This window comes from Synechococcus sp. LTW-G (genome assembly GCF_054459035.1).
The window spans coordinates 75,222-96,625 of sequence record NZ_JBTKYW010000004.1 but is presented as its reverse complement, the minus strand read 5'-3'; the positions used below and the strand labels follow the sequence as shown (position 1 = coordinate 96,625).

Below are 21,404 nucleotides of genomic sequence, written 5' to 3'. Positions count from 1 at the left end.
GATGTCGGTGTCAGCCCCCTACTACGGCGATTCGGCCGTGATGCGCACCCCACCGCCTGACCTTCCCTCCCTCTTGCTGAAGGAGCGGATCGTCTATCTGGGTTTGCCCCTCTTCAGTGATGACGATGCCAAGCGTCAGATGGGCATCGACGTCACCGAGCTGATCATTGCCCAGCTCCTCTATCTGGAGTTCGACAACCCGGAGAAGCCGATCTTCTTCTACATCAACTCCACCGGCACCAGCTGGTACTCAGGCGATGCCATCGGCTTTGAGACCGAGGCCTTCGCCATCGCCGACACGATCCGCTACGTCAAACCTCCGGTGCACACCATCTGCATCGGCCAGGCGATGGGCACCGCGGCGATGATCCTGAGCGCCGGCACCAAGGGCCACCGGGCTGCTCTGCCCCACGCTTCGATCGTGCTGCACCAGCCCCGCAGCGGCGCCCGCGGCCAGGCCAGCGACATCCAGATCCGGGCCAAGGAGGTGCTGCATAACAAGCGCACCATGCTCGAGATGCTCGCGGCCAACACCGGCAAGAGCACCGAAGAACTCTCCAAGGCCTCCGATCGGATGACCTACCTGACCGCCGAGCAGGCGGTGGAGTTCGGCCTGATCGATCGGGTCCTGACGAGCCAAAAAGACCTCCCCTCACCCGTGCCAGGCGGCATCGGCTGATTTCTCTTTCCCCGTTCTTCACTCACCCGACCAGCCATGCCCATCGGTACCCCGAGCGTTCCTTACCGCCTTCCCGGTAGCCAGTACGAGCGTTGGGTCGACATCTACACCCGCCTCGGTGTGGAGCGCATCCTCTTCCTCGGCTCTGAGGTCAACGACGCCATCGCCAACAGCCTGGTGGCGCAAATGCTGTACCTCGACTCCGATGACAACAGCAAGCCCATTTACCTGTACATCAACTCCCCGGGTGGCTCGGTGACCGCGGGCCTAGCGATCTACGACACGATCCAGTACGTCAAGAGTGACGTGGTGACCATCTGCGTGGGCCTGGCGGCCTCCATGGGTGCCTTCCTGCTCGGCGCCGGCACCAAGGGCAAACGGCTCGCCCTACCCCACAGCCGGATCATGATTCACCAGCCACTGGGCGGCACCAGCCAGCGCCAGGCCAGTGACATCGAGATCGAGGCGCGGGAGATCCTGCGCATGAAGGACATGCTCAACAACAGCATGGCGGGCATGACCGGCCAACCGGTCGAGAAGATCGAGAAGGACACCGACCGGGACTACTTCATGAGTGCCGAGGAGGCCATGAACTACGGCCTGATCGACCGCGTGATCGCCCATCCCAACGAAGCCTGAGGGAGCCGGCCGGCGCTTTCGTAAGCTCGATCCTTGCTTAGCGCTGAACCGAAGCCCCTGATGGCCAAGCTGTACTACGACACCGACGCCGATCTCAGCCTGCTGAACGGCAAAACGGTGGCCATCATTGGCTACGGCTCCCAAGGCCACGCCCACGCCCTGAACCTCAAGGACAGCGGCGTGAACGTGGTGGTGGGTCTCTACGAAGGCAGCCGCTCCGCCGAGAAAGCCAAGGCCGATGGCTTGGAAGTGCTGAGCGTCAGCGACGCCTCGGCCAAGGCTGACTGGATCATGGTGCTGCTGCCCGATGAGACCCAGAAGGCCGTCTACGACGCAGAAATCGCCCCCCACCTCAGCGCCGGCAAGGTGCTGAGCTTCGCCCACGGCTTCAACGTCCGCTTCGAGCTGATCAAGCCCCCCGCCGACGTTGACGTCGTGATGATCGCCCCCAAGGGCCCCGGTCACACCGTCCGTTGGGAGTACCAGAACGGTCAGGGCGTCCCCGCTCTGTTCGCCATCCACCAGGACGCCACCGGCAATGCCCGCGGCCTGGCCATGGCCTACGCCAAGGGCGTCGGCGGCACCCGCGCCGGCATCCTGGAGACCAACTTCAAGGAAGAGACCGAGACCGACCTCTTCGGTGAGCAGGCCGTTCTCTGCGGTGGCCTCTCCGAGCTGGTCAAGGCCGGTTTCGAGACCCTCGTGGAAGCCGGTTACCAGCCCGAGCTGGCCTACTTCGAGTGCCTGCACGAGGTGAAGCTGATCGTTGACCTGATGGTCAAGGGCGGCCTGACCGCCATGCGCGACTCCATCTCCAACACCGCCGAGTACGGCGACTACGTCAGCGGCCCTCGCCTGATCACCGCCGAGACCAAGGCCGAGATGAAGCGCATCCTGGGCGACATCCAGGACGGCACCTTCGCCCGCAACTTCGTGGCTGAATGCGAAGCCGGTAAGCCTGAGATGCAGAAGATCCGCGACCGCGACAGCCAGCACCCGATCGAGAACGTGGGCAAAGGCCTGCGCTCGATGTTCTCCTGGCTGAAGTCCGCCTGATTCAGGCCGCTCTGCAGCCATGACGCTGCTCGCTTCAGGGGTGGATTCCTTCTCGGGGATCCACCCTTTTTTATTGGTCCTCGCCGCGGCCGGTCTCGATCGACTGGTGGGGGATCCGCGCTGGTGCCTGCACCCGGTTGTGGTGATGGGCTGGTGGATCAGCCGGCTGCGCCAGCTGGCGGAGAGCTGGGCCAAAGGATCCCCGAGGCGCCTGCGGTTGGCGGGCTGTGGCATCACCCTGCTGTTGGTGCTCGGCAGCGGCGGCGCCGGCTGGTGGCTCGAGGAGATCTGCCAGACGCGCCCCTGGACCTGGCCGCTGCTGCTGATCGCGCTGGCCAGCGCCCTGGCCGGCCGCAGCCTGGAGCAGGCGGTGCAGGCCGTCCTGGCGGCGCTCAAAACGTCCACGGAACTCGGGCCAGCGCGAACGGCCTTGGGTTGGATCGTTGGGCGAGACACGACGGAGTTAAGCCGCCAGGAGATCCTGCGGGCCGCCGCGGAGACCGCCAGCGAAAACGCCGTTGATGGGCTGTTCGCGCCGCTGTTCTGGATGGTGATCGGGGCTGCCCTTTGGCCGTACGGGGGGCCTGGCCCGTTGGCGTTCGCCTGGGGGTTCAAAGCCGCCAGCACCCTCGATTCCATGCTCGGCTACCGCCGAGGGAGCCTGCGCTGGCTTGGCACGGCCGGAGCCAAGCTCGATGACCTGCTGGTCTGGCTGCCCTGCCGGCTCGTGGCCCTGAGCTTGCCGCTGGTCCAAGGACGCACAGCCAGACGAGCAATAACCCTCGCCCAGCTGGCGTTGCAGGAAGGCCAGCCCGATCCCTCCCCCAATGCCGGAGTCTCCCAGGCGATCTACGCCCACTGCCTGGGCGTTCAACTGGGCGGGGTCAATCGCTACGGGGAGCGGGAGACCCAGAAACCGCTGCTGGCAGCTGGAGCTCCGGCCCCCGAGGCCAGTGATGTGGAGCGGCTGCTGGGCCTGAGCCGCAGGCTTGAGGTCCTGTGGTTAGCGGCAGCGCTACTAGTAGGCGCCGCGGTCCATCGGTAGGAGCACCACCCCAATCGTGCGCAGAACGATGCCGAGGTCGAGCCAGAAATTTCGGTTGCGGGCGTAGAAGAGATCAAGCTTGACCCGGGTTTCGTAGGGCAGGTTGTTGCGGCCAGAGACCTGCCAGAGGCCGGTCAGGCCCGGGCGGACCGCCAGCACCTCATCCATCGTGCGGCCGTAGCGCTCCAGCTCATCCCAAACGATCGGTCTGGGGCCCACCACGCTCATCTCGCCCTTGAGCACATTGATGAACTGCGGCAGCTCATCGAGGCTGGAGCGACGCAGGAAACGGCCGATGGGCGTGATGCGGGGATCGTTCTTGAGCTTGAAATCCCGCTCAAATTCAGCCCGCAGCACCGGATCAGAAGCCAAGACCGAGGCCAAAACGCGATCGGCGTCCTTGCGCATCGTGCGGAACTTCAGGCAGCCAAACCCCTTGTAGCCGCGGCCAATGCGGCGCTGGCAATAGAAGACCGATCCTTTGGAGCTGAGCTTGACGAGCAGGGCCAAGAGCAACAGCAGCGGCGAACCCAGGATCAAGACCAACAGCGAAAAGCTGATGTCACCGACACGCTTGAGGATGCGTCCGCGCTTGGACTGAGCCCTCAGCCAAGAGCTGGCCGTGGATTCAGCGGGAATCGAGTCAACGGCGGACAAACGGCGCAGTGATTTGGCAGCTTCCAGCTGTCATTAAAGAAGTCGAGTGTTCGCAGCGACACCCCGCCGCGGTCACTCAAGCCATAGGCACAGGCAGGGCTCGGCTGCGTTCCTGCCGCGTCCGTTGATGGCGGTTCCAGCTCTGCTCAATCACCGCCTCCATCCGCGCACGGAAACGCAGGGGGCTGAAGCCCTCCGCCCAGCGCCTGAGCCGTTCAGCGGGGAGTTGCTGCCAGAGCCGCCGCTGCTCAAAGGTCTCCAGGGCCGCCACAAGCGAGGTCACCTGCTGGTCCGGGAAGAGCAGGCCCGTGGGCTGGCTGTCCCCGCGTTGGATGCAGCGGACCGTATCCAATAGGCCGCCCTGCCCTAAGGCAATCACCGGCGCCCCAGCCGCCATCGCCTCCACCGGGGCGATGCCGAAGTCCTCGAGGCCGGCGTAGACGTAGGCGCGGCAACGGCTCAACCAAGCGTTGACGTCGTCCTGGGGAAGGCGACCCAGCAGCCGAACATTGGGACCGGCCATGGCCTGCAGGCGCGCGCGCTCGGGCCCATCACCGATCACCACCAAGGGCAGCCCCGTGCGGTTGAAGGCCTCGACCACCAGATCCACACGCTTGTAGGGAACCAGACGGCACAGGCAGAGGTAGACGTCATCGCGGGGTTGATCCCAACGGAAACGATCGACCTCCACCGGGGGGTGCACCACGGTGGACTCGCGGCCCCAGTAGCGGCGGATGCGCGAGGCCGTAAAGCGGGAGTTCGCCAGCAGCTGATCCGGGCGCTGGCCACTCAGGACATCCCACTGACGCAGTTGATGCAGATGCGCGCGAATCAATGGCCCCAGACCACGCCGGGCCAGGGCGGACTGGCGCAGGTAGGCGTGCATCTGATCCCAGGCGTAGCGCACGGGGGTATGGACGTAGCTCAGATGGCACTGGTCCGGACCAGTCAGCACACCCTTGGCCACCAGATGGCTGCTGCTAAGCACCAGGGGGTAACCCGTCAGATCGAGCTGCTCAATCGCCATCGGCAGCAGCGGCAGGTACTGCTGAACGTGACTGACCCCAAAGGGCAGGCGCTGCACAAAGGAGCTGATGATCGAGCGACCGGCGAGCCAACTGCCGCGGCGACGACTCTCCCCATCCACCAGGGCAAACAGTTGGGGCTGCTGCAGCAGGGCATCGAGCTCCTGCACCACCAGTTCAGAGCCGCCCACCGACCGGGGGGTGAACCACTCGTGCACCAGGGCGATCGGCCCAATTCCAGCAAGCATGGGCCGAAGCCTAAGGGCGTTCCCTTGAAGTTTGATTGCCCGTCAGGTCACGAAACCTCTCAGCTGATTGCCGGCGAACGGCGAACTCTGAATGCTGAGAGGACTGTTCCTGAGCCATGGCCATCCGCGAGCTACTGGAAGACGAGCTGAAGGCTCCCTCCATTGGCAACACCGATTGCTTTAGCTGGCACGCCACCTCGGTGGGAATCGCCGCCCTCTGGACCGCCGGCCAGGCACCGACACCACCCCCCTATGACAACGCCCTCAAGGAGGGTCTCCAGGTCGGACTCGATCTGAGCCGCGAAGAACGGGAATTTCACCAGGTCAGCCAAGGGCTGGTCCTGGTCTTCCACAGCTGATCGATAACAACGGAGAGGGTGGGATTCGAACCCACGGAAGGTTGCCCTTCAAACGATTTCGAGTCGTTCGCTTTCGACCACTCAGCCACCTCTCCAGGCGACCCGGCCAGTGTACGGATCAAGCCGCCAGCTCAGCTCTGGTGCCATCCGCTGGTGGAACCGGCAGGGGGCCACCAGGCCGAAAGCCCCCGGCGGCTTTGGAGCTCCCTTCGCTCGCGCGCCGTTGGCACAAAGCCAAGCCAGAGCGAGCCGCCGCCGCCCTGGCGACGCCAGCTCCACCAGGCCTGCCGATCGGGCAGCACCTGCCAGCGCTGGCCCCCGGCCCGCAGAAGAAGGCCCTGGCTATCGGCGCTGAGGCGGCTCACCTCTAAGCCCGGGCTCCTGAGGCGCTGCTGCGGCAAGAGCCGCTCGACCGTCGTCAGCGCCAGGCGGGACCAACAGCCCTTGGACTCGGCCGGCAGCGGATCCAGTAGGAGTAGCCAATCGAAGCGGGCAATGCCCAGTCCCTGGGCCAGTTGCTCCGCGCGGCGGCAACTGCTGGGGTCGGCCTTCAGGCTCACCAGGCCAGCCCGGCCCTGGTGGCGCGCCACGATCCACTGACGCGGCGCCTGACGCACCAGCAGCAACTGGTCTCGGCTCTGCTGCCAGAGGCGCAGGCCGAGGGCCAGCGGCAGCAGCGGCAACACCACCAGGCGCCACCGGCGTGCCGCCGGCAGCAACCACGGCATCAGTCCCGCCAAAGCGAGCAACAGCAACAGCGGTCCGAGCCGGCCGATCGGCAACTGGGCCAGCGGCAAGCCCGCCATCAGCTGCACCAGGGCCAGCAACAGCTGGGCCAGCGGCACCAGCAGGAATGCCATGGCCGCGAGCAGCGGCGGGAGAAGAACCGCCATCAGGGCCATCGCCATGGCCCCCAAGGTCAGGGGCGTCAGCAGCGGAGCGGCCAGGACATTGGCCAGGACGGCGTAACTGGGCACCACCCCGAAATGCAGCAGCTGCAGCGGCAGGGTCCAGAGCGAGGCGGCCAGGGGGATCGCCAGTGCGCCGGCGGCCCAGCTCGGGAGCCAAAGGCCTAACCGCTCCTCCAGCAGGCAGGCCGAGAGGATCAAACCCGCCGTGGCCGCCGCGCTCAGCTGAAAGCCCACATCCAGCAGCCAGCTGGGGCGCCAAAGCAGCATCAACAGCAGACAGAGCAGCAACAAGGCCAAGGGCCGCGAACGACGGCCGCTCTCCTTGAGGACAAACGCCATCGCCCCCATCAACAGGGCACGGACCACCGACGCCTGACCACCCGCCAGCAGGCCAAACAGCGCCATCGCCCCGAAGGCCGCCGGCCAGCGCACCAGCGCCGAAGCACGCCGGGTCAGCAGCAGCACCGCCCCAAGCAGAACGCTCAGGTGAAAGCCACTGGCCGCCAGGGCATGGGAGAGCCCCGCCGCGCGGAAGGCCTCCTTCACGCTCAACGGCAAAGGGACCATCGCCTGCCCCAGGACCAACGCCGCCAGCAGCACCCCCGGTTGCTCTCCGCCAACCCGCCGTAGTTCCGCTGCAATCCGTCGCCGCAGATCCGCCAGGGGTGTGGGCGGGCGGGCGATCAGGCTCCAGCGCTCGACCTGGAGTTCACTCCAGACCCCTTTGCCAGCCAAACGCTCCGCCGCCCCAGGCAACAGGGGGTGCGGTCCCGAACGCAAGCGCTGCAGGCGTCCCTCAAGTTGCAGCCGCCAGCCCTGCTGGAGCTGCGGGCAGTCGCGAAAGCGCAAACGCAGCCGCCCCTGCGGCAGCTCCGCCAACACCGCACAGCCCTCGCCCATGGGACGCGTGTCCTGGAGCAGGCCGGCCTGGAGCTGGACCGGGACGGAACGCTGCGCCGCCGGGATCCAATGCACCGGGTCCGCCGCCAAGGGATGGGGACGGCCGATCCAGCCCCAGGTCCCCAGCAGCAGCAAGGCCAAGAGCAGGGCCAGCCGCCTCAACAACGGCCAGCCCCGACGGCTGCAGCCATAGAGCTGGAGCAACCCCAGCAGAACGGCCAGAGCTGTTCGAGCAGCGAGCGGAAGGGGCAGCACCCCAAGCGACAACGCCGCCAGGGCTCCGCTCAACAGCAACAGCGGCAAACATCACCCCAGCCAGACTGGGGTGAGCGTTCCCGCAGTTAGGCCGCGACGGCCGCCTCTTGCTTGAGCAGCGGGAACCCCAACGCCTCGCGCTCCTCCAGCCAGGCCTCGGCGACTTGACGGGCCAGGTTGCGGATGCGGCCAATCGTCGCGGTGCGCTCCGTCACCGAGATCACGCCGCGAGCCTCCAACAGGTTGAAGGTGTGGCTGCACTTCAGCACAAAGTCCAGGGCCGGAGCCGGCAGCTTCTTGGCCACCAGGTCCGCCGCCTCGGCCTCATAGATCGCGAACAGCTGCTTGAGGCGCTCAGGATTGGAGGCCTCGAAGTTGTAGGTGCACTGGCCCTTCTCAAACGGCAACCAGATGTCGCCGTAGGAGCGGTTGCCGTCCCAGGAGAGATCCCAGATGCTCTCTACGTCCTGGAGATACATGGCCAGACGCTCCAGGCCATAGGTGATTTCGATCGACACCGGCCGGCAGTCGATGCCACCGCACTGCTGGAAGTAGGTGAACTGGGTCACCTCCATGCCGTCAAGCCAGACCTCCCAGCCCACACCCCAGGCGCCCAGGGTGGGGGACTCCCAGTTGTCCTCCACAAAGCGGATGTCGTGCTCCTTGGCGCGGATCCCCAGGGCCTCCAGCGAGGCCAAGTAGGTCTCCTGGATCGCATCCGGGCTGGGCTTGATCAGCACCTGGTACTGGAAGTAGTGCTGCGCTCGGTTGGGGTTATCGCCGTAGCGGCCATCCGTCGGACGACGGCAGGGCTCGGGATAGGCCACAGCCCAGGGCTCAGGACCAATGGCCCGCAGCACCGTGTGGGGGCTCATCGTTCCCGCACCCTTCTCCGTGTCGTAGGGCTGAAGGATCAGGCAACCCCGCTCGGCCCAGAAACGGTTCAGGGTCTGGATGATGTCCTGGAAGTGCACGGATGCTGTGGCGACTGGGTGGGCAGGGCTGCCTTGGGGGATTGTCGCTAACCGCCCGCCAGCTCGACCGCCTGCAGCCCGCGCTGGGCAGTCACCTGCAGCACCACATCGGGTGAGCGGCCAGCCACCAGTGCCGCTTCCGGCATGCAGACCTGAAGACTGCGCGTCATCGCCTCGAGATCTGGATCACTCAGGCCAGCACCCGTCTGTTGCTGCTGGGTCTGGTTCTGCTGGCGCTTCCAGGCCATCACATGGGAGAGGGCTGTGGGCCTGAGCTGCCAGAGACAATCGAGCTCGCGCCAGAGCGCTTGGTAGGGGGCGAGGTTCCGCTGAATCACTGGCCGGTAGGCCGATTCTCCGGGAGCCAGGGACATCAGATCAGGCTCGCTCGCCGGCCAGGGACCCGCCCCGACAAACCAGCCCTCCAGGATCAGCAGATCGGCCTTCAGCGCTCTCCAGCCGGCGCGATCCCCACGGCCCTGCCGCAGGGCCTTGTCAAAGACGGGGGAATCAAACGCACCGTCGCTGCGCCACTGGCGCAGGCAGTGCTGCAGGAGCTCCACGTCATGGCTACCGGGTATGCCCCTGGGCGCCCGCCAAGGGTTGCCCCGCATCGCCGCGTCCAGCGCTTGCCCCTCGAAATAGAAGTCATCGAGGGACACCACCTCAACGGCCAGGCCCTGGGAGGCCGCTGCCCGCTTGAGCCAGGCACAGAGGGTGGTTTTGCCGCAACCCGGCATCGCCGCCAGGCCCAGCAGGGAAGGCTCTGCGCCGCGATCCAGCCGCTGGAGCTGATCCAACAGCGGCAAACCCACCGCAGCGATCCAGGCCGGATCAACGCCGGGGGGCCAGAGCTCCTGGGCAATCCTCAGGCCACCTCTGGCGCTCCAACTGGCGATCCAGTGCTCCAACGAGCTGTAGCCCAAGGCGATGACCAGGGCCTCAAACCCAGCAATCTCCCTGCAGCGCTCGAGGGGCGAGCTCAAGGGGTTGGCTTCACCAAGGCACCGCCATTGCAGAAGCGCGCGGACCAGGCCTTCTGTTCATCCAGGCTCAGGCTCGGTTGATTGCGCTGGTACCACTCCAGCGAGGTGTTGAAGCACTTGTTCCAACGCACCGATTGCCCGCCAATCGCACCAATGGACAGGGCGATCGACACCGAACTGGCCGTGGCAATGAGGGCCAGCACCGGAAAGAGGTGGGCGTTGATCATGTCCCGTGCCTTGCTCATGGAACCCCTGGCGGATCGTTGCGCAAAGGCTAGTGATCCCAGGCGGTTCAGGCGATCAGTTGCAGCAGCCCCATCTGGCCGCCGGCCAGGAGCTGATGCCGCGCGTGGCTGAAGCCCGCCTCGATCGCCAAGCGCTCCTGCTGGGGGCCAGTGGGGAAACGCGCCAGGCTGTCCTCCAGGTAGGCGTACTGAGCCTCGAGACCAGCGCGCTTCGCCAGGGGAACCACCAACTGACGCAGGTACAAGCGCTGGAACTGGGCCGTCAGTCCCTGGGGATTCAGGGCGCGGTTGAAATCCAGCACCGCAGCGCGACCACCGGGACGGAGCAAGCGCCGCAGTTCCTGGAGACCAGCGGCGGGGTCCGCCAGGTTGCGCAGGCCATAGGCCATCACAGCCCCATCGGCCCAGGCGTCGGCCAGCTCAGTGGCCTGGGCATCGGCCTGGCGAAACTCCAGGGGCAACCAGGGGCAACGGGACGCCCGGCGCCGGGCCTGCTCCAGGGGCGCCGCCGCCGCATCCAGTCCCAAAACCAAGCCCGCAGGGCGCACCTTCTCAGCCAACAGCAGAGCGAGATCCCCCGTACCGCAGCAGAGGTCCAGCAAGCGCTGACCCGGGGCTGGCTGAAGCCAAGCCACGGCCTGACGCTTCCAGAGGCGATGGAGCCCCAGGCTCAGCAGATCATTCAGCCGGTCGTATTCCGGGGCGATCCGATCGAACAACTCGCGTACCGCCTCGGGATTGCCAGGCGGGATGGCAGCGAAGGGCTCAGGGCTCGGCGGCATCCCAAGGCAGCGAGATCGAGTCGAGACTGACACCCGCTGCCATTAATTCGGACTGATTCGTTTCAAGGGCCGAGAGATAGCCCTGGGCCTCTAAACGCTCAGCACTGGTAAAGGTCATGACCATCACCGTCGCCAGACCAATGGCCGCGGAGCAGACCATGCAGCCCGCCAACATCAAGGAGAATTCCTTGCGATCACTGGCGGCCTGCATGAGTTGCAGGGCCCAGGCCACCATCACGATCACCACCAGCACGATGGCTCCGGCCAGCACTGGGGAATGGCTCTGATCGAGGGCCAGCACTGGTGCGAAGTGAAAGCTGAGTGAATTGTAACGGCGGGTTAAGCGGCGCGCGACCCGGCCTCCAGCGGCCGAATGTTCAGGCCACGGCCGAGCAGGTCGGTTTTGATCTGCTCCACCGTCAGCACCCCGTCATGCAGCAGAGACGCCAACAGGGCGGCTGAGGCATGGCCACCGGCTGGTGAGGCATCAAGGGCCTGAGCAATGTGGTCGATGCAGCCGGCACCGCCGCTGGCAATCACCGGCACATCCACGGCATCGGAAACCGCCCGGGTGAGGTTCAGCTCATAGCCCGCCTGGGTGCCATCCCCATCCATCGAGGTCAACAGAATCTCACCGGCGCCCAGCTCCACCACGCGGCGCGCCCAGGCGACCGCATCGAGCCCCGTGTTCTCGCGGCCACCCTTCACATAGACGTCCCAGCCGTCCTCACGGCGACGGGCGTCGATCGCCACAACGATGCACTGGCAGCCAAAGCGTTCAGCGCCACGGGCCACCAGCTCGGGGTCCCGCACGGCGGAGGAATTGAGGCTGACCTTGTCGGCCCCGGCCCGCAGCAGTTCGGTGATGCCCTCCACAGAACTGATGCCTCCACCCACGGTGAAAGGGATCGTCACCGCCTCGGCAGTGCGCCGCACCAGATCGACCAGGGTGGCCCGCCCCTGGTGGCTGGCGGCGATGTCGAGAAAGACCAACTCATCGGCCCCGGAGGCGCTGTAGCGGCAGGCCAGCTCGACGGGATCACCGGCATCGCGAAGGCCGACAAAGTTCACCCCCTTCACCACCCGACCGTCGGCCACATCCAGGCAGGGAATGATCCGTTTGGCGACCATGGGGGCAGGCTTGCAGCGGGTTAGCCTGGCGCCACTTTTTCGTCGCGCCGGACATGTCCCAGGCTGCCATCACCGTCGGCTCGAAGGTGCGGGTCACCCGGGTGCGCGATCGCATCCCCGCCGACCTGGTTTCCGCCCTGCAGAGCGATGCCACCGGCACCGTCAAGGACTTCAAGGTCACCGATGGCAAGGGCATCGGTGTGGTGGTTGAGCTGAGCAACGGCACCACCACCTGGTTCTTCGACGACGAAATCACCGCCGCCTGAAGCCCCCTTTCGTGAGCGAATCCCCCAACCCCACCGCCGCCACTGGTGGCGGTGCCCGGCAACTGCTGGGCATGAAAGGTGCCAGCGGCACCACCAACATCTGGAAGATCCGGCTTCAGCTGATGAAGCCGGTCACCTGGATTCCTTTGATCTGGGGGGTTCTCTGCGGAGCCGCGGCCTCAGGCAATTTCCACTGGAGCGTCTCTGAGGTCGGTGCCTCGATCGCCTGCATGGTGATGAGCGGCCCGCTGCTGGCTGGGTTCACCCAGACCATCAACGACTACTACGACCGCGAGATCGACGCGATCAACGAGCCCTACCGGCCGATTCCCTCCGGGGCGATCCCCCTCTGGCAGGTCAAGGCGCAGATCTGGGTGCTGCTGCTGGCAGGCCTCGGCGTGGCCTACGGCCTGGACCTCTGGGCAGGACACGACACCCCCGTGCTCTTCCTCCTGGCTCTGGGCGGCTCGTTTGTCAGTTACATCTATTCGGCACCCCCGCTGAAGCTCAAGCAGAACGGCTGGCTGGGGAACTATGCCTTGGGCGCGAGCTATATCGCCCTGCCCTGGTGGGCCGGCCAGGCCCTCTTTGGTCACCTGACCTGGACCACGGCGTTTTTGACCCTGGCCTACTCCCTGGCGGGCTTGGGCATTGCCGTGGTGAACGACTTCAAGAGCGTCGAGGGAGATCGCGCTCTTGGTCTGCAATCGCTCCCCGTGGCCTTTGGCATCGAGAGGGCCAGCTGGATCAGCGCAGGAATGATCGACGTCTTTCAGCTGGCGATGGTGGCCGTGTTGATCGCCATCGGCCAACATTTTGCTGCTGTTCTGCTGGTGCTGTTGATCGTTCCCCAGATCACCTTCCAGGACATCTGGCTGCTGCGTGATCCGGTGGCCTTTGACGTGAAGTATCAAGCCAGCGCCCAGCCCTTCCTGGTGCTCGGGATGCTCGTCACCGCTCTGGCCATCGGCCACAGCGACCTGGTGGTGATGTGAAGCAGCGGCGCCGGCGGCAGCTGATCTCAGCCGGTCTCGTCGGAGCCGGTGCCGGCCTGGCGGTGGGGCTCACCCAGGCCGTCGTCACCCGCAGCGTCGACAGCCTGCTGCCGAATGTGCGTGGCGTCAGCAGCTACAACCGCCCCGGCACTTTGACCCTGCTGGCCAGCGATGGCCAGGTGATTCAAAAGCTCGGTCCGGCGACCCGCGAGAAGCTCGTCACCGGCCAGATGCCCCTGCTGGTGCAGCGGGCCTTCATCGCCGCTGAGGACCGCCGCTTCTACCAACACGACGGCATCGATCCAATCGGCATCAGCCGGGCGATGGTGCGCAACATCTCCAGCGGCTCGGTCGAAGAGGGTGCGAGCACCATCACCCAGCAGCTGGCACGCACGGTCTTCCTCAGCCAGGACCGCACGATCATTCGCAAGCTCAAGGAAGCGCTGCTGGCCGGCAAGCTCGAGCGCCAGCTGAGCAAGGAGCAGATCCTTCAGCAGTACCTCAACTACGTCTATCTCGGCGCCGGGGCCTACGGGGTCTCGGATGCGGCCTGGATCTACTTCTCCAAAACGCCCTCCGAGCTGAACCTGCCTGAGGCGGCCCTGATTGCCGGCCTACCGCCGGCCCCCTCGATCTATTCACCGCTGGTCAATCCCGACCTGGCCCTGCAGCGCCGGGCGATCGTGCTGCGGCGCATGCGCGAGGCCGGCTTCATCGATGACCTGCAGCTCGAGAGTGCCAACAGCTCCCCCCTGTTGCTGAAGCCGGCGGAGCCGAAGTACTTCACCAGCCGCGCCCCCTACTTCACCAGCTGGGTCGCCCAGGAACTGCCCAACGTGCTCTCCAAGGAGCAACTCGAGGTGGGTGGCCTGACCATTCGCACCAGCTTGAACATCGACTGGCAGGAGAAGGCCCAAAGCACGATTAACCGCCACGCCCCCGGGGCGATGGAAGGTGCGGTCGTCTCGATGGAACCGGGGACCGGATTGGTTCGCTCCATGGTGGGCGGCAAGGACTTCAACGCCAGCCAGTTCAACCGGGCCTCCCAAGCACTGCGCTCCCCCGGCTCGACGTTCAAGCTCTTCGTCTACCTAACGGCTCTGAAAGAGGGCATGAAGCCTGAGGACAAGATCACCGACCGCCAGGTTTGCTACGGCGGCTACTGCCCGAAAAACTTCAAGAACAAGTACTACGGGACCGTGCCGCTCTGGGTGGCACTGCAGAACTCGCTCAACACCGTCTCGGTCAGCCTGCTCAAGCAAGTGGGCTTCGACAAGGTCATCGCCACGGCCAACAGCCTTGGAATCACCAAGGAGCTGGGCCGCTTCTACCCGCTGGGGGTGGGTGCGACCGAGCAGACGATCCTGGACATGACGGCCGCCTATGCGGGCATCTTCAACCGCGGCGTCTACATCAAGCCGACGCCCTTTGAGGAGATCCTGGGCCCGGGCGGTGAACTGCTCTGGAGCCGACGCGTCAACGGTGATCCCGGCAAGCGCATAGTTCCAAGCGACATCGCCGACGCGATGCTGTGGATGCTGCAGAAGGTCGTCAGCGGCGGCACCGGCTATGGCGCGGTCCCCCCGGGCCGGCCGGCCGCCGGTAAGACGGGCACCTCAGAAGGGGGGCGAGATCTGTGGTTCATCGGCGGCGTTCCCCAACTCGTCACCGGCCTCTGGCTGGGCTACGACAACAACAAAGAGACCAAGAGCACCAGTTCCCGCGCTGTGGTTGCCTGGTCGGAATACATGGCGCCGATCCTCAAGGAGCTGCCGGTGGAGCAGTTCCCGCCCAAGCCGGTGCTCAAGGGCAAGTTCAATCCACTGAAGGCCCTCACCAAAAACCTCAAGCTGGTGAAGCCGGACGAGGAGGAAACCACTGAGGAGGTAACGACAGAGGAGACCACAACAGCACCGGTGACTCCAGGCCAACCCAGCGTGCGCACGCCGGCTCCATCCCGACCGGCCAAACGCCAGGACCCCTGCGGAAGCATGCAGACCAACCCCCGCTACGTCGACTGCCGCTTTGATCTGCTGGATAACCGGCGCAGTGCACCGGCCCCGCAGGCGCCCCCAACGCCTTAAGTCCGAACGATTCGCGCCGCGAAGAAGCCATCCCCCCCGCCACCCAGTTGCCCGGGCCAGAGCTGGAAGCTCTGCTCCAAGCGCAGCTGTGGGTGATCCTTGAGGAACGCCTCCAGCAAGTCGCCGTTCTCCTCGGGATGGACCGTGCAGGTGGCATAGACCAGGCGACCGGCGGGCTTGAGCAGGGGGAGCAATCCCTCCAGAAGCTGCCGTTGCAGTGTCACCAGCCCCTCAATCGCGGCCGGGTCAATCCGCCAGCGGGCGTCGGCATGGCGAGCCAGGGTTCCCAGCCCTGAGCAGGGGGCATCGATTAAAAGCGCATCAAATTGCCCCAGGAGTTCAGGGGCTTCTGAGACCAATTCCACGGCGTCCCCATGTCGGGTCTCAATGCAGCCCAAACCCAGGCGCTCGCTGTTGCGGGCGACCCGGCGCAGACGCGCCTCGCCGCGATCGAGGGCCAGCACCTGCCCTTGATCGCCCATGAGTTCCGCCAAGTGCGTGCTCTTGCCCCCCGGGGCCGCGCAGGCATCCAGCACCCGCTCACCGGGCTTGGGATCGAGCAATGGCGCAATGGTTTGAGCCGATCGGTCCTGAACGCACCAGTGCCCCTCGTCGTAGCCGGGCAGATGGCGCAGATCACCGGAGCGGCCCTTGATGGTGAGGCCCATCGGCAGACCCTCGAGCGGTTCAGCCACCACCCCCGCCGCGGCCAGGGCCGCTTGAACCGCCTCGGGTGTAGCGCGCAGGCCGTTGACCCGAAGGTCCAGGGCCGGCGGCGTGTTGCAGGCCAGCGCGAAGGCCTCCGCCTGCTCCGGGGTTTGCCACTGCAAAAGCGCAGCCGCGAGCCAATCGGGCAGGGACTGGCGAATGGCCAGGGCCGCCACCGGATCACCCGGCAGGGGCAGGGCCTCGCCGGCCTCCTGGCGGCGCAGGAAAGCCCGCAGCATGCCGTTGACCACCGGTGCCAGCCGGCTCAGGCCGCCGCGCTTGGCCAACTCCACGGTGGTGCTGACGGCGGCTGAGGCGGGAATGCGATCACTGCTTAAGAGCTGATAGAGACCCAGGTGCAGCAGCCAGCGCAGCTTCGGGGGCTGCCGCTCGGCCGGGACCTTGCCCAGTTGATCTAGCCAGGCATCCAGCAGGCGCCGCTGCCGGATCGCCCCGTAGGCCAATTCCGTCGCCAGACCGCGGTCCTGAGGCGAGAGCGAGACCCGGCCCAGCTCCCGCTCGAGGGCCCCATCGGCATAGGCCCCGGCGGCCACGGCCTGCAGCACCTGCCATGCCACCTGGCGGGAGGCCAATCCGGGGGGTGCGCTGCTCATCCCCCACAACTAGCGCCCGGTGACCAGCGGTACTGGGCCAGGGGAAGCCGGCCGTCGGCATCGACAGGGATGCCCTCGGCGATCAACAGGTCCCGCTGCATCCAATCGGAGCCCTCTCGGCTCTGGCTGAGGGAGATGCAGCCCTTGGCATTCACCACCCGTTGCCAGGGAATCTCCGAGGGCAGGGTCAGGCGGCGCAGGGCCCAACCCACCTGCCGCGCGCGGCCATAGGCACCGATCAGTTCAGCGATCTGGCCATAGGTGGCAAGCCGCCCCGGGGGGATCTGGGCAACGGCCCGCCAGACCCGCTGATCAAAGCTCCGCTCCATGGGCGGCGAACGGCCATCAGACACGATGGATGTTGGCCCCTGCCCAGCCAATGCCGCTGCTTCCCCGCCGCTTTGAGCGCCTGAAATCCGTGCTGAACCACCGGATGGGCGATCTGACGGTGGTGATGGAGCAGGTGGATAAGCCCCATAACCTCTCGGCGATCCTGCGCACCTGCGACGCCGTCGGCGCCCTGGAGGCCCATGTCGTCAGCCTGCCAGGACGGCCCCGCACCTTCAACAACACCGCCAAGGGCAGCCAGAAATGGGTGCCGCTGCATCCGCACGCCAGCATCGAGGGCTGCCTGCAGGGGCTCAAGGACAAGGGGTTTCGGATCTACGGGACCCACCTGAGCGTCGATGCGGTGGACTACCGCGACTGCGATTTCACCGGCCCCAGCTGTTTTCTGATGGGGGCCGAGAAGTGGGGCATGAGCGAGGAGGCCCTAGCGCTGGTGGATCAGCCGCTCTTCATTCCCATGACCGGAATGGTCCAGAGCCTGAACGTCAGTGTCGCGGCGGCCACTCTGCTCTTTGAAGCACTGCGCCAGCGGCAGCGAGCCGGCAAGGTCCCGAGCAACGGCGAGGGAATTCCCGGGGGCGAAAGCGAATACCGCCGGATCCTGTTCGAGTGGGCCTACCCCCAGGTGGCGGACTGGTGCCGCCGCGAGGGTCGCCCCTACCCGGCCCTCACGGACGAGGGCGAGATCGCCGAGGACCTCCCCCGCACGTTGAAGCTGCGCTACTGAGCCAGCGGCGGGAACGCTCAGCGAAGTTCGCCATACAGTTGTGATGCTTGATGCAAAGCATCAGATGCGCACGACTCTGTCGCTCGATGACGACGTCCTCGCTGCCGCCAAGGTCCTGGCGCGACAGCGCAAACAACCCATTGGCAGCGTCATCAGCGAACGGGCTCGCCAGGGATTAGCGCAAGCCAACCGGCAGAACCCAGAGACCGCCCAAATCAAGCGCAATGGGCTGATGGTGATTCCACGCCGTCTGGATGGATCGTCAGTTGACCTTGAGCTGGTGAACAACCTGCGGGGATGTTGGAGCTAACTGGCCCCTAGCCCTACTGCTCAGAGCGCAGGTTGTTGCCGCTGCCGCTGAGCCAACTCTCCAGCCCCTCCCCCAGAAACGAAAGGCCGAGCACCAGGACGAACATCGCCACCCCGGGGTAGAGGGCCGTCCACCAGACCCCTGTGGGCAGGGCATTGAGGGCCTGCTGCAGATCACTACCCCATTCCGGCACAGTCTCCGGAAGGCCCAGTCCAAGGAAGCCCAGGCCGCCCAGCACCAGCACGGCATCGGCGGCGTTCAGGGTCAGCAGGACCGGAACAGAGGTGATGACGTTGCGGAAGAGGTAGCAGCGCAGGATCCACCAGGGACTCGCCCCGAGGGAACGGGCCGCCTCGACGTAGAGCTCAGCCTTGACCTGGGCGGTCTGGTTGCGCACCACCCGGAAGTATTGGGGGATGTAGACGACGCAGAGGGCCGCAGCGGCGTTGGGCAGGCCCTTACCCAGCAAGAAGGCCAGCACCACCGAGAGCAGCAGGACCGGCAGTGTGTAGAGCGTGTCCATCAGCAGCACCAGGACCCGGTCCAGCCAACCCCCGAGGTAACCGCTGACCATCCCCAGGGGGACGCCGATCACCAGCGCCGAGACCAGGGCCACCACCACCACCTGCAGGGCCACGCCACTGCCCGCCAGGGTGCGGCTGCAGACATCGCGGCCCAGGCGATCGGTGCCGCACCAGTGCTGCCAGGAGGGCGGGGCATAGATCGGGTTCTCCAGGCCGCCATTCACCTCCGGCAGCACCCCCAGGTGAATCAGCACTGGGGTCAGCAGCGCCATCAGGACATAGACCAGGACAATCGCCACCCCCCAGCGGGCCATCCGCGCGGCGAGGCTCTGCGGGCGCCAGGCCAGAAGGCGCGATGCCGCAGATGTAGGTAAGACGGGGGGAGTCATTGCGGCACACCATGCCACCGATGGCCCCTGGCAGCCAAGCCACCCGCCTGCTGCTCGCGGACGACGACCCCAAGCTGCGGCAGTTCCTGGAGCTCGAGCTCCAAGAGGAGGGCTATGCCGTGCAGTCCTGCGGCTGTGGAATGGACGCCCTGCTGGCCATTCGCCAGGACACGCCGGAGCTACTGATCCTCGATTGGATGCTGCCGGACCTCAGCGGCGTCGAGGTCTGCCAACGGCTGCGCTCCACTGGATTGAACTTCCCAGTGCTGATGCTCACCGGCCGGGATGCGGTGGCGGATCGGGTCGAAGCCCTGGACGCGGGCGCCGATGACTACCTGGTGAAGCCGTTCTCAATCGAAGAGCTCCTGGCGCGGCTGCGGGCCCTGGCCCGGCGGGGAAGCACTGCACCCGAGCGACTGCAGGTGGAAGACCTGGTGCTGAACACCGCCAGCCATGAGGTCAGCCGCGGCGGGATCGCCATCCACCTGAGCCTGACGGAATTCAGCCTACTGCGGCAGCTCATGCGCGAGCCCGGACGGGTGCAAAGCCGCGAACAGCTCCTGCAGAGCGTCTGGGGCGAAGGCTTTGTCGGCGACAGCAACGTGCTGGATGTCTACGTGCGCTACCTGCGCCGCAAGCTGGAGCCCGAGGGGCAACCGACGTTGATCCAGACCATCCGTGGCGTGGGCTTCCTGCTCAAGCTCGGGGCCCCAAAGGCCGTGGCGCCATGAGCCCCCTGGTGGCGGTGGTGGACGACGACCCGCGCATCCGCGCCTTGCTCGCCAGCGAACTAGAGGACCTGGGGGCCGAGGTGCTGCGCTGCCGGGAAGGGGGAGAACTGCTGGCGGATACCCGGCTGGATCAGGTGGAACTGGTGCTGCTCGATTGGGTCATGCCCGGTCTGGATGGAGCCGGCACCCTGCAGGCCCTGCGGGCCCAGGCCTTCCGCGCACCAGTGGTGGTCGTCACCGCCCTTTCCGATCCACAGGTGAGCGCGTGCGCGCGACGGGAGGGAGCGACGGCAACACTGCTGAAGACCGAGGCGCTCGAGCGGCTGCCGCAGCTACTCAACCGGGGCTGAACCAACGGCGCAGGGACTCGCTGCGGCTCAGCCGCGGCTCCATCGGCGCACGGGGAAGCGCGGGCAGGCGCAGCTGGAAGTCAGCACCACCGGCGGGGGCCTCGACTACGGCGACACTGCCTCCCATACGTTCCATCAGGGTTTTGACCACCGCCAGGCCGATGCCATGGCCTGAGACCTCGCCGGTGGTGCTGCCGCGGCGGAAGCGCTCAAAGATCTGAGTGCGCTCCTCAGCCGGAACCCCCGGACCGTGGTCGATGACATGCAGAACAACTTCATCGCCAGCGCTACTGAGGCCCAGCTCAATCGGCGCGTCCGCTGGGCTGTACTTGCTGGCGTTCTCCACCAGGTTCGTCAGACACTGACTCAGGCGCTCGGGGTCCGCCGACACCTGCGGGTAGCCCGCTGGAGCCGTGCGCAAACGCAGCCGATCACCGCTGCTGGACTGCAGGCGAACAAAGAGATCCGAGAGGACCACATAGGGATCGAGAGGACTGCATTCGAGCTGCAGCCGACCGGCGTCGTCGCGGGCGATCTCGAGCAGGTCATTCACCAGGCGGCCCATCGCCTCGGATTCCTCCGCTACCAACTGCAACTGCTCCTGATCGGCGCTGGAGAGCTGATCGCGGTGGCGCAGCAGACGGCGGCTGTAGCCCGAGATCAAGGTGATCGGTGTTCTGAGCTCATGGGAGACGCCATTCACAAAGGTGCGCTGGTGCTCCCAGGCTTCCGAGAGGCGATCGAGCAGATCGTTGAAGGCGTTGCCGATCGGCCTGAGCTCCTGGGGCTGGCCCTTCAAGGACAGGCGCTCGGTGCTCAGGGAGCTGCTGGACATGCCTTTGAGGGAGTCACTGAAGGACTCCAGCGGCATCAGACCGCGGTGAATCACCAGCCGCAGCAGCGCTGAGGTGAAGAGCGCCGTCATCCCTGCCACCGCAATCAAGAGCAACTGCATTTGCTGCTCCTGGGCATGCTGCAGGCTGAAGTCCTGCACAAAACGCAGCTGATAGGGCCGGCCCGCCAGGCGAATCGGAATCGCCGAGGTGAAGTAAGAGCGACCGGCCAGCTCGAATTCATGGGGCTGGGGGCTCAGCCGCAACTGCTTGGCAGCCGCGTCAATCAAGGGGTGAGCAGCGCTGTAGTCCTCAAAGAGCAAGCCAGCCGGCAAGAGCAGCGGCGGGCCTTTGGCGTTCTGGGGCTCCAGCCAAACCATCCACACCATCAAGGTCGGTGTGGCCAATTCGCTCAGGAGCTCCTGCAGTTCAACCGGGGTATCGACATCAGCTGGAGCCAGGCGCTCGAGCACCTCCCGGGTGGCTTCGGCCTGGGCCAGATGCCGGTCGTAGCGCAGGCGCCCGGAGAGCTCGCGGTTGACGCCCAGCAAGACCACATAGCCAGCCAGGACCGCCAGCAGGCTCGTGGCCTGCAAGTGCCGGCGGATGGAGGCGGCGGGCATGGACGAAAGT

General features: G+C 66.1%; 25 protein-coding genes and 1 tRNA gene. 12 read left to right on the top strand and 14 right to left on the bottom strand.

Annotation, left to right across the window (positions count from 1 at the left end):
• Position 1: 1 nt before the first annotated feature.
• From ACXIQ9_RS08360 to cbiB, 4 genes are read left to right on the top strand one after another with little or no spacing between them, the layout of a single operon-like run.
• Positions 2-679: an ATP-dependent Clp protease proteolytic subunit gene (locus tag ACXIQ9_RS08360; RefSeq protein ID WP_010318134.1), complete on the top strand. Its 678-nt coding sequence runs from the start codon at positions 2-4 to the stop codon at positions 677-679.
• Positions 680-715: 36 nt separating this feature from the next.
• Positions 716-1,318 (top strand): ATP-dependent Clp protease proteolytic subunit, encoded by a 603-nt coding sequence (locus ACXIQ9_RS08355; protein WP_010318135.1) that lies wholly within the window; start codon positions 716-718, stop codon positions 1,316-1,318.
• 60 nt (positions 1,319-1,378) lie between these two features.
• Positions 1,379-2,374: a ketol-acid reductoisomerase gene (gene ilvC / locus ACXIQ9_RS08350; protein WP_247479342.1), complete on the top strand. Its 996-nt coding sequence runs from the start codon at positions 1,379-1,381 to the stop codon at positions 2,372-2,374.
• A 19-nt stretch (positions 2,375-2,393) separates the two neighbouring features.
• Complete coding sequence (cbiB, locus tag ACXIQ9_RS08345; protein ID WP_459016359.1) at positions 2,394-3,419, top strand: adenosylcobinamide-phosphate synthase CbiB; 1,026 nt, start codon at positions 2,394-2,396, stop codon at positions 3,417-3,419.
• Here cbiB and ACXIQ9_RS08340 read toward each other — a convergent pair.
• Both ACXIQ9_RS08340 and ACXIQ9_RS08335 read right to left on the bottom strand, forming a co-directional pair.
• On the bottom strand, positions 3,393-4,076 hold the full coding sequence (locus ACXIQ9_RS08340) for an undecaprenyl-phosphate galactose phosphotransferase family protein (RefSeq protein WP_247479346.1): 684 nt from the start codon (positions 4,074-4,076) through the stop codon (positions 3,393-3,395). The two genes, cbiB and ACXIQ9_RS08340, sit on opposite strands and share 27 nt — an antisense overlap.
• A gap of 76 nt (positions 4,077-4,152) precedes the next feature.
• Positions 4,153-5,349 (bottom strand): glycosyltransferase, encoded by a 1,197-nt coding sequence (locus ACXIQ9_RS08335; RefSeq protein ID WP_459016358.1) that lies wholly within the window; start codon positions 5,347-5,349, stop codon positions 4,153-4,155.
• 116 nt (positions 5,350-5,465) lie between these two features.
• On the opposite strand from ACXIQ9_RS08335, the gene ACXIQ9_RS08330 reads away from it, so the two are divergent.
• Complete coding sequence (locus ACXIQ9_RS08330; RefSeq protein ID WP_296416319.1) at positions 5,466-5,708, top strand: hypothetical protein; 243 nt, start codon at positions 5,466-5,468, stop codon at positions 5,706-5,708.
• Between the two features lie 10 nt (positions 5,709-5,718).
• Here ACXIQ9_RS08330 and ACXIQ9_RS08325 read toward each other — a convergent pair.
• From ACXIQ9_RS08325 to hisF, 8 genes are all read right to left on the bottom strand, one after another.
• Positions 5,719-5,803 (bottom strand) — tRNA-Ser (locus ACXIQ9_RS08325).
• Positions 5,804-5,839: 36 nt separating this feature from the next.
• Positions 5,840-7,822, bottom strand: a complete 1,983-nt coding sequence (locus tag ACXIQ9_RS08320; protein WP_459016357.1) for a ComEC/Rec2 family competence protein — start codon at positions 7,820-7,822, stop codon at positions 5,840-5,842.
• A 38-nt stretch (positions 7,823-7,860) separates the two neighbouring features.
• Positions 7,861-8,748, bottom strand: coding sequence for a glycine--tRNA ligase subunit alpha (glyQ, locus tag ACXIQ9_RS08315; RefSeq protein ID WP_296416315.1), 888 nt, complete (start codon positions 8,746-8,748; stop codon positions 7,861-7,863).
• A gap of 47 nt (positions 8,749-8,795) precedes the next feature.
• Positions 8,796-9,734 carry a hypothetical protein gene (locus tag ACXIQ9_RS08310; protein WP_459016356.1) on the bottom strand — a complete coding sequence of 313 codons (939 nt, stop codon included), beginning with the start codon at positions 9,732-9,734 and terminating at the stop codon, positions 8,796-8,798.
• Positions 9,731-9,979, bottom strand: coding sequence for a hypothetical protein (locus ACXIQ9_RS08305; RefSeq protein ID WP_459016355.1), 249 nt, complete (start codon positions 9,977-9,979; stop codon positions 9,731-9,733). Before ACXIQ9_RS08305 ends, ACXIQ9_RS08310 begins: the two co-directional genes overlap by 4 nt.
• Before the next feature lie 47 nt (positions 9,980-10,026).
• Entirely contained in the window at positions 10,027-10,761 is a 735-nt protein-coding gene (gene ubiE / locus ACXIQ9_RS08300; RefSeq protein ID WP_424163888.1) for a bifunctional demethylmenaquinone methyltransferase/2-methoxy-6-polyprenyl-1,4-benzoquinol methylase UbiE, read from the bottom strand.
• The gene (locus ACXIQ9_RS08295) at positions 10,745-11,062 is read right to left on the bottom strand and encodes a hypothetical protein (protein WP_296416728.1); all 318 of its coding nucleotides are present in this window, start codon (positions 11,060-11,062) and stop codon (positions 10,745-10,747) included. Before ACXIQ9_RS08295 ends, ubiE begins: the two co-directional genes overlap by 17 nt.
• A gap of 38 nt (positions 11,063-11,100) precedes the next feature.
• Positions 11,101-11,892: an imidazole glycerol phosphate synthase subunit HisF gene (gene hisF, locus ACXIQ9_RS08290; RefSeq protein WP_424163887.1), complete on the bottom strand. Its 792-nt coding sequence runs from the start codon at positions 11,890-11,892 to the stop codon at positions 11,101-11,103.
• Between the two features lie 53 nt (positions 11,893-11,945).
• On the opposite strand from hisF, the gene petP reads away from it, so the two are divergent.
• The 3 genes from petP to ACXIQ9_RS08275 all read left to right on the top strand — a co-directional run bounded on the left by petP (position 11,946) and on the right by ACXIQ9_RS08275 (position 15,237).
• Positions 11,946-12,158 carry a cytochrome b6f subunit PetP gene (gene petP, locus ACXIQ9_RS08285; protein ID WP_010312876.1) on the top strand — a complete coding sequence of 71 codons (213 nt, stop codon included), beginning with the start codon at positions 11,946-11,948 and terminating at the stop codon, positions 12,156-12,158.
• A gap of 71 nt (positions 12,159-12,229) precedes the next feature.
• Positions 12,230-13,153, top strand: a complete 924-nt coding sequence (gene chlG / locus ACXIQ9_RS08280; RefSeq protein WP_459016408.1) for a chlorophyll synthase ChlG — start codon at positions 12,230-12,232, stop codon at positions 13,151-13,153.
• Complete coding sequence (locus ACXIQ9_RS08275; protein ID WP_459016354.1) at positions 13,150-15,237, top strand: transglycosylase domain-containing protein; 2,088 nt, start codon at positions 13,150-13,152, stop codon at positions 15,235-15,237. The genes chlG and ACXIQ9_RS08275 overlap by 4 nt, the downstream gene beginning before the upstream one ends.
• Here ACXIQ9_RS08275 and ACXIQ9_RS08270 read toward each other — a convergent pair.
• Complete coding sequence (locus ACXIQ9_RS08270; RefSeq protein ID WP_459016353.1) at positions 15,234-16,559, bottom strand: 16S rRNA (cytosine(967)-C(5))-methyltransferase; 1,326 nt, start codon at positions 16,557-16,559, stop codon at positions 15,234-15,236. The genes ACXIQ9_RS08275 and ACXIQ9_RS08270 overlap by 4 nt on opposite strands.
• Complete coding sequence (locus ACXIQ9_RS08265; protein ID WP_010312883.1) at positions 16,556-16,888, bottom strand: MGMT family protein; 333 nt, start codon at positions 16,886-16,888, stop codon at positions 16,556-16,558. The genes ACXIQ9_RS08270 and ACXIQ9_RS08265 overlap by 4 nt, the downstream gene beginning before the upstream one ends.
• Before the next feature lie 50 nt (positions 16,889-16,938).
• Here ACXIQ9_RS08265 and trmH point away from each other — a divergent pair, with 50 nt between their 5' ends.
• Entirely contained in the window at positions 16,939-17,634 is a 696-nt protein-coding gene (trmH, locus tag ACXIQ9_RS08260) for a tRNA (guanosine(18)-2'-O)-methyltransferase TrmH (protein ID WP_459016352.1), read from the top strand.
• 64 nt (positions 17,635-17,698) lie between these two features.
• Positions 17,699-17,944, top strand: coding sequence for a ribbon-helix-helix domain-containing protein (locus ACXIQ9_RS08255; RefSeq protein ID WP_459016350.1), 246 nt, complete (start codon positions 17,699-17,701; stop codon positions 17,942-17,944).
• 13 nt (positions 17,945-17,957) lie between these two features.
• Here ACXIQ9_RS08255 and ACXIQ9_RS08250 read toward each other — a convergent pair whose 3' ends face one another.
• The gene (locus ACXIQ9_RS08250; protein ID WP_459016349.1) at positions 17,958-18,857 is read right to left on the bottom strand and encodes an ABC transporter permease; all 900 of its coding nucleotides are present in this window, start codon (positions 18,855-18,857) and stop codon (positions 17,958-17,960) included.
• A 20-nt stretch (positions 18,858-18,877) separates the two neighbouring features.
• On the opposite strand from ACXIQ9_RS08250, the gene ACXIQ9_RS08245 reads away from it, so the two are divergent.
• Both ACXIQ9_RS08245 and ACXIQ9_RS08240 read left to right on the top strand, forming a co-directional pair.
• Positions 18,878-19,588, top strand: coding sequence for a response regulator transcription factor (locus tag ACXIQ9_RS08245; RefSeq protein ID WP_459016348.1), 711 nt, complete (start codon positions 18,878-18,880; stop codon positions 19,586-19,588).
• A complete protein-coding gene (locus ACXIQ9_RS08240; RefSeq protein ID WP_459016347.1) occupies positions 19,585-19,938 on the top strand; it encodes a response regulator in 354 nt (117 codons plus the stop codon). Before ACXIQ9_RS08245 ends, ACXIQ9_RS08240 begins: the two co-directional genes overlap by 4 nt.
• Here ACXIQ9_RS08240 and ACXIQ9_RS08235 read toward each other — a convergent pair.
• Complete coding sequence (locus tag ACXIQ9_RS08235) at positions 19,925-21,394, bottom strand: HAMP domain-containing sensor histidine kinase (RefSeq protein WP_459016346.1); 1,470 nt, start codon at positions 21,392-21,394, stop codon at positions 19,925-19,927. The genes ACXIQ9_RS08240 and ACXIQ9_RS08235 overlap by 14 nt on opposite strands.
• Positions 21,395-21,404: the final 10 nt, after the last annotated feature.

What these genes read in the sequence shown, in the direction of transcription:
- chlG (WP_459016408.1), top strand. Translation starts at nt 12,230, where the DNA reads ATGAAAGGTGCCAGCGGCACCACCAACATCTGGAAGATCCGGCTTCAG.
- ubiE (WP_424163888.1), bottom strand. Translation starts at nt 10,761, where the DNA reads ATGCCGCCGAGCCCTGAGCCCTTCGCTGCCATCCCGCCTGGCAATCCC.
- ACXIQ9_RS08335 (WP_459016358.1), bottom strand. Translation starts at nt 5,349, where the DNA reads ATGCTTGCTGGAATTGGGCCGATCGCCCTGGTGCACGAGTGGTTCACC.
- petP (WP_010312876.1), top strand. Translation starts at nt 11,946, where the DNA reads ATGTCCCAGGCTGCCATCACCGTCGGCTCGAAGGTGCGGGTCACCCGG.
- ACXIQ9_RS08240 (WP_459016347.1), top strand. Translation starts at nt 19,585, where the DNA reads ATGAGCCCCCTGGTGGCGGTGGTGGACGACGACCCGCGCATCCGCGCC.
- ACXIQ9_RS08360 (WP_010318134.1), top strand. Translation starts at nt 2, where the DNA reads ATGTCGGTGTCAGCCCCCTACTACGGCGATTCGGCCGTGATGCGCACC.
- cbiB (WP_459016359.1), top strand. Translation starts at nt 2,394, where the DNA reads ATGACGCTGCTCGCTTCAGGGGTGGATTCCTTCTCGGGGATCCACCCT.
- ACXIQ9_RS08305 (WP_459016355.1), bottom strand. Translation starts at nt 9,979, where the DNA reads ATGAGCAAGGCACGGGACATGATCAACGCCCACCTCTTTCCGGTGCTG.
- ilvC (WP_247479342.1), top strand. Translation starts at nt 1,379, where the DNA reads ATGGCCAAGCTGTACTACGACACCGACGCCGATCTCAGCCTGCTGAAC.
- ACXIQ9_RS08355 (WP_010318135.1), top strand. Translation starts at nt 716, where the DNA reads ATGCCCATCGGTACCCCGAGCGTTCCTTACCGCCTTCCCGGTAGCCAG.
- ACXIQ9_RS08250 (WP_459016349.1), bottom strand. Translation starts at nt 18,857, where the DNA reads ATGACTCCCCCCGTCTTACCTACATCTGCGGCATCGCGCCTTCTGGCC.
- ACXIQ9_RS08245 (WP_459016348.1), top strand. Translation starts at nt 18,878, where the DNA reads ATGGCCCCTGGCAGCCAAGCCACCCGCCTGCTGCTCGCGGACGACGAC.
- ACXIQ9_RS08235 (WP_459016346.1), bottom strand. Translation starts at nt 21,394, where the DNA reads ATGCCCGCCGCCTCCATCCGCCGGCACTTGCAGGCCACGAGCCTGCTG.
- ACXIQ9_RS08255 (WP_459016350.1), top strand. Translation starts at nt 17,699, where the DNA reads ATGCGCACGACTCTGTCGCTCGATGACGACGTCCTCGCTGCCGCCAAG.
- hisF (WP_424163887.1), bottom strand. Translation starts at nt 11,892, where the DNA reads ATGGTCGCCAAACGGATCATTCCCTGCCTGGATGTGGCCGACGGTCGG.
- ACXIQ9_RS08330 (WP_296416319.1), top strand. Translation starts at nt 5,466, where the DNA reads ATGGCCATCCGCGAGCTACTGGAAGACGAGCTGAAGGCTCCCTCCATT.
- trmH (WP_459016352.1), top strand. Translation starts at nt 16,939, where the DNA reads ATGCCGCTGCTTCCCCGCCGCTTTGAGCGCCTGAAATCCGTGCTGAAC.
- ACXIQ9_RS08265 (WP_010312883.1), bottom strand. Translation starts at nt 16,888, where the DNA reads ATGGAGCGGAGCTTTGATCAGCGGGTCTGGCGGGCCGTTGCCCAGATC.
- ACXIQ9_RS08270 (WP_459016353.1), bottom strand. Translation starts at nt 16,559, where the DNA reads ATGAGCAGCGCACCCCCCGGATTGGCCTCCCGCCAGGTGGCATGGCAG.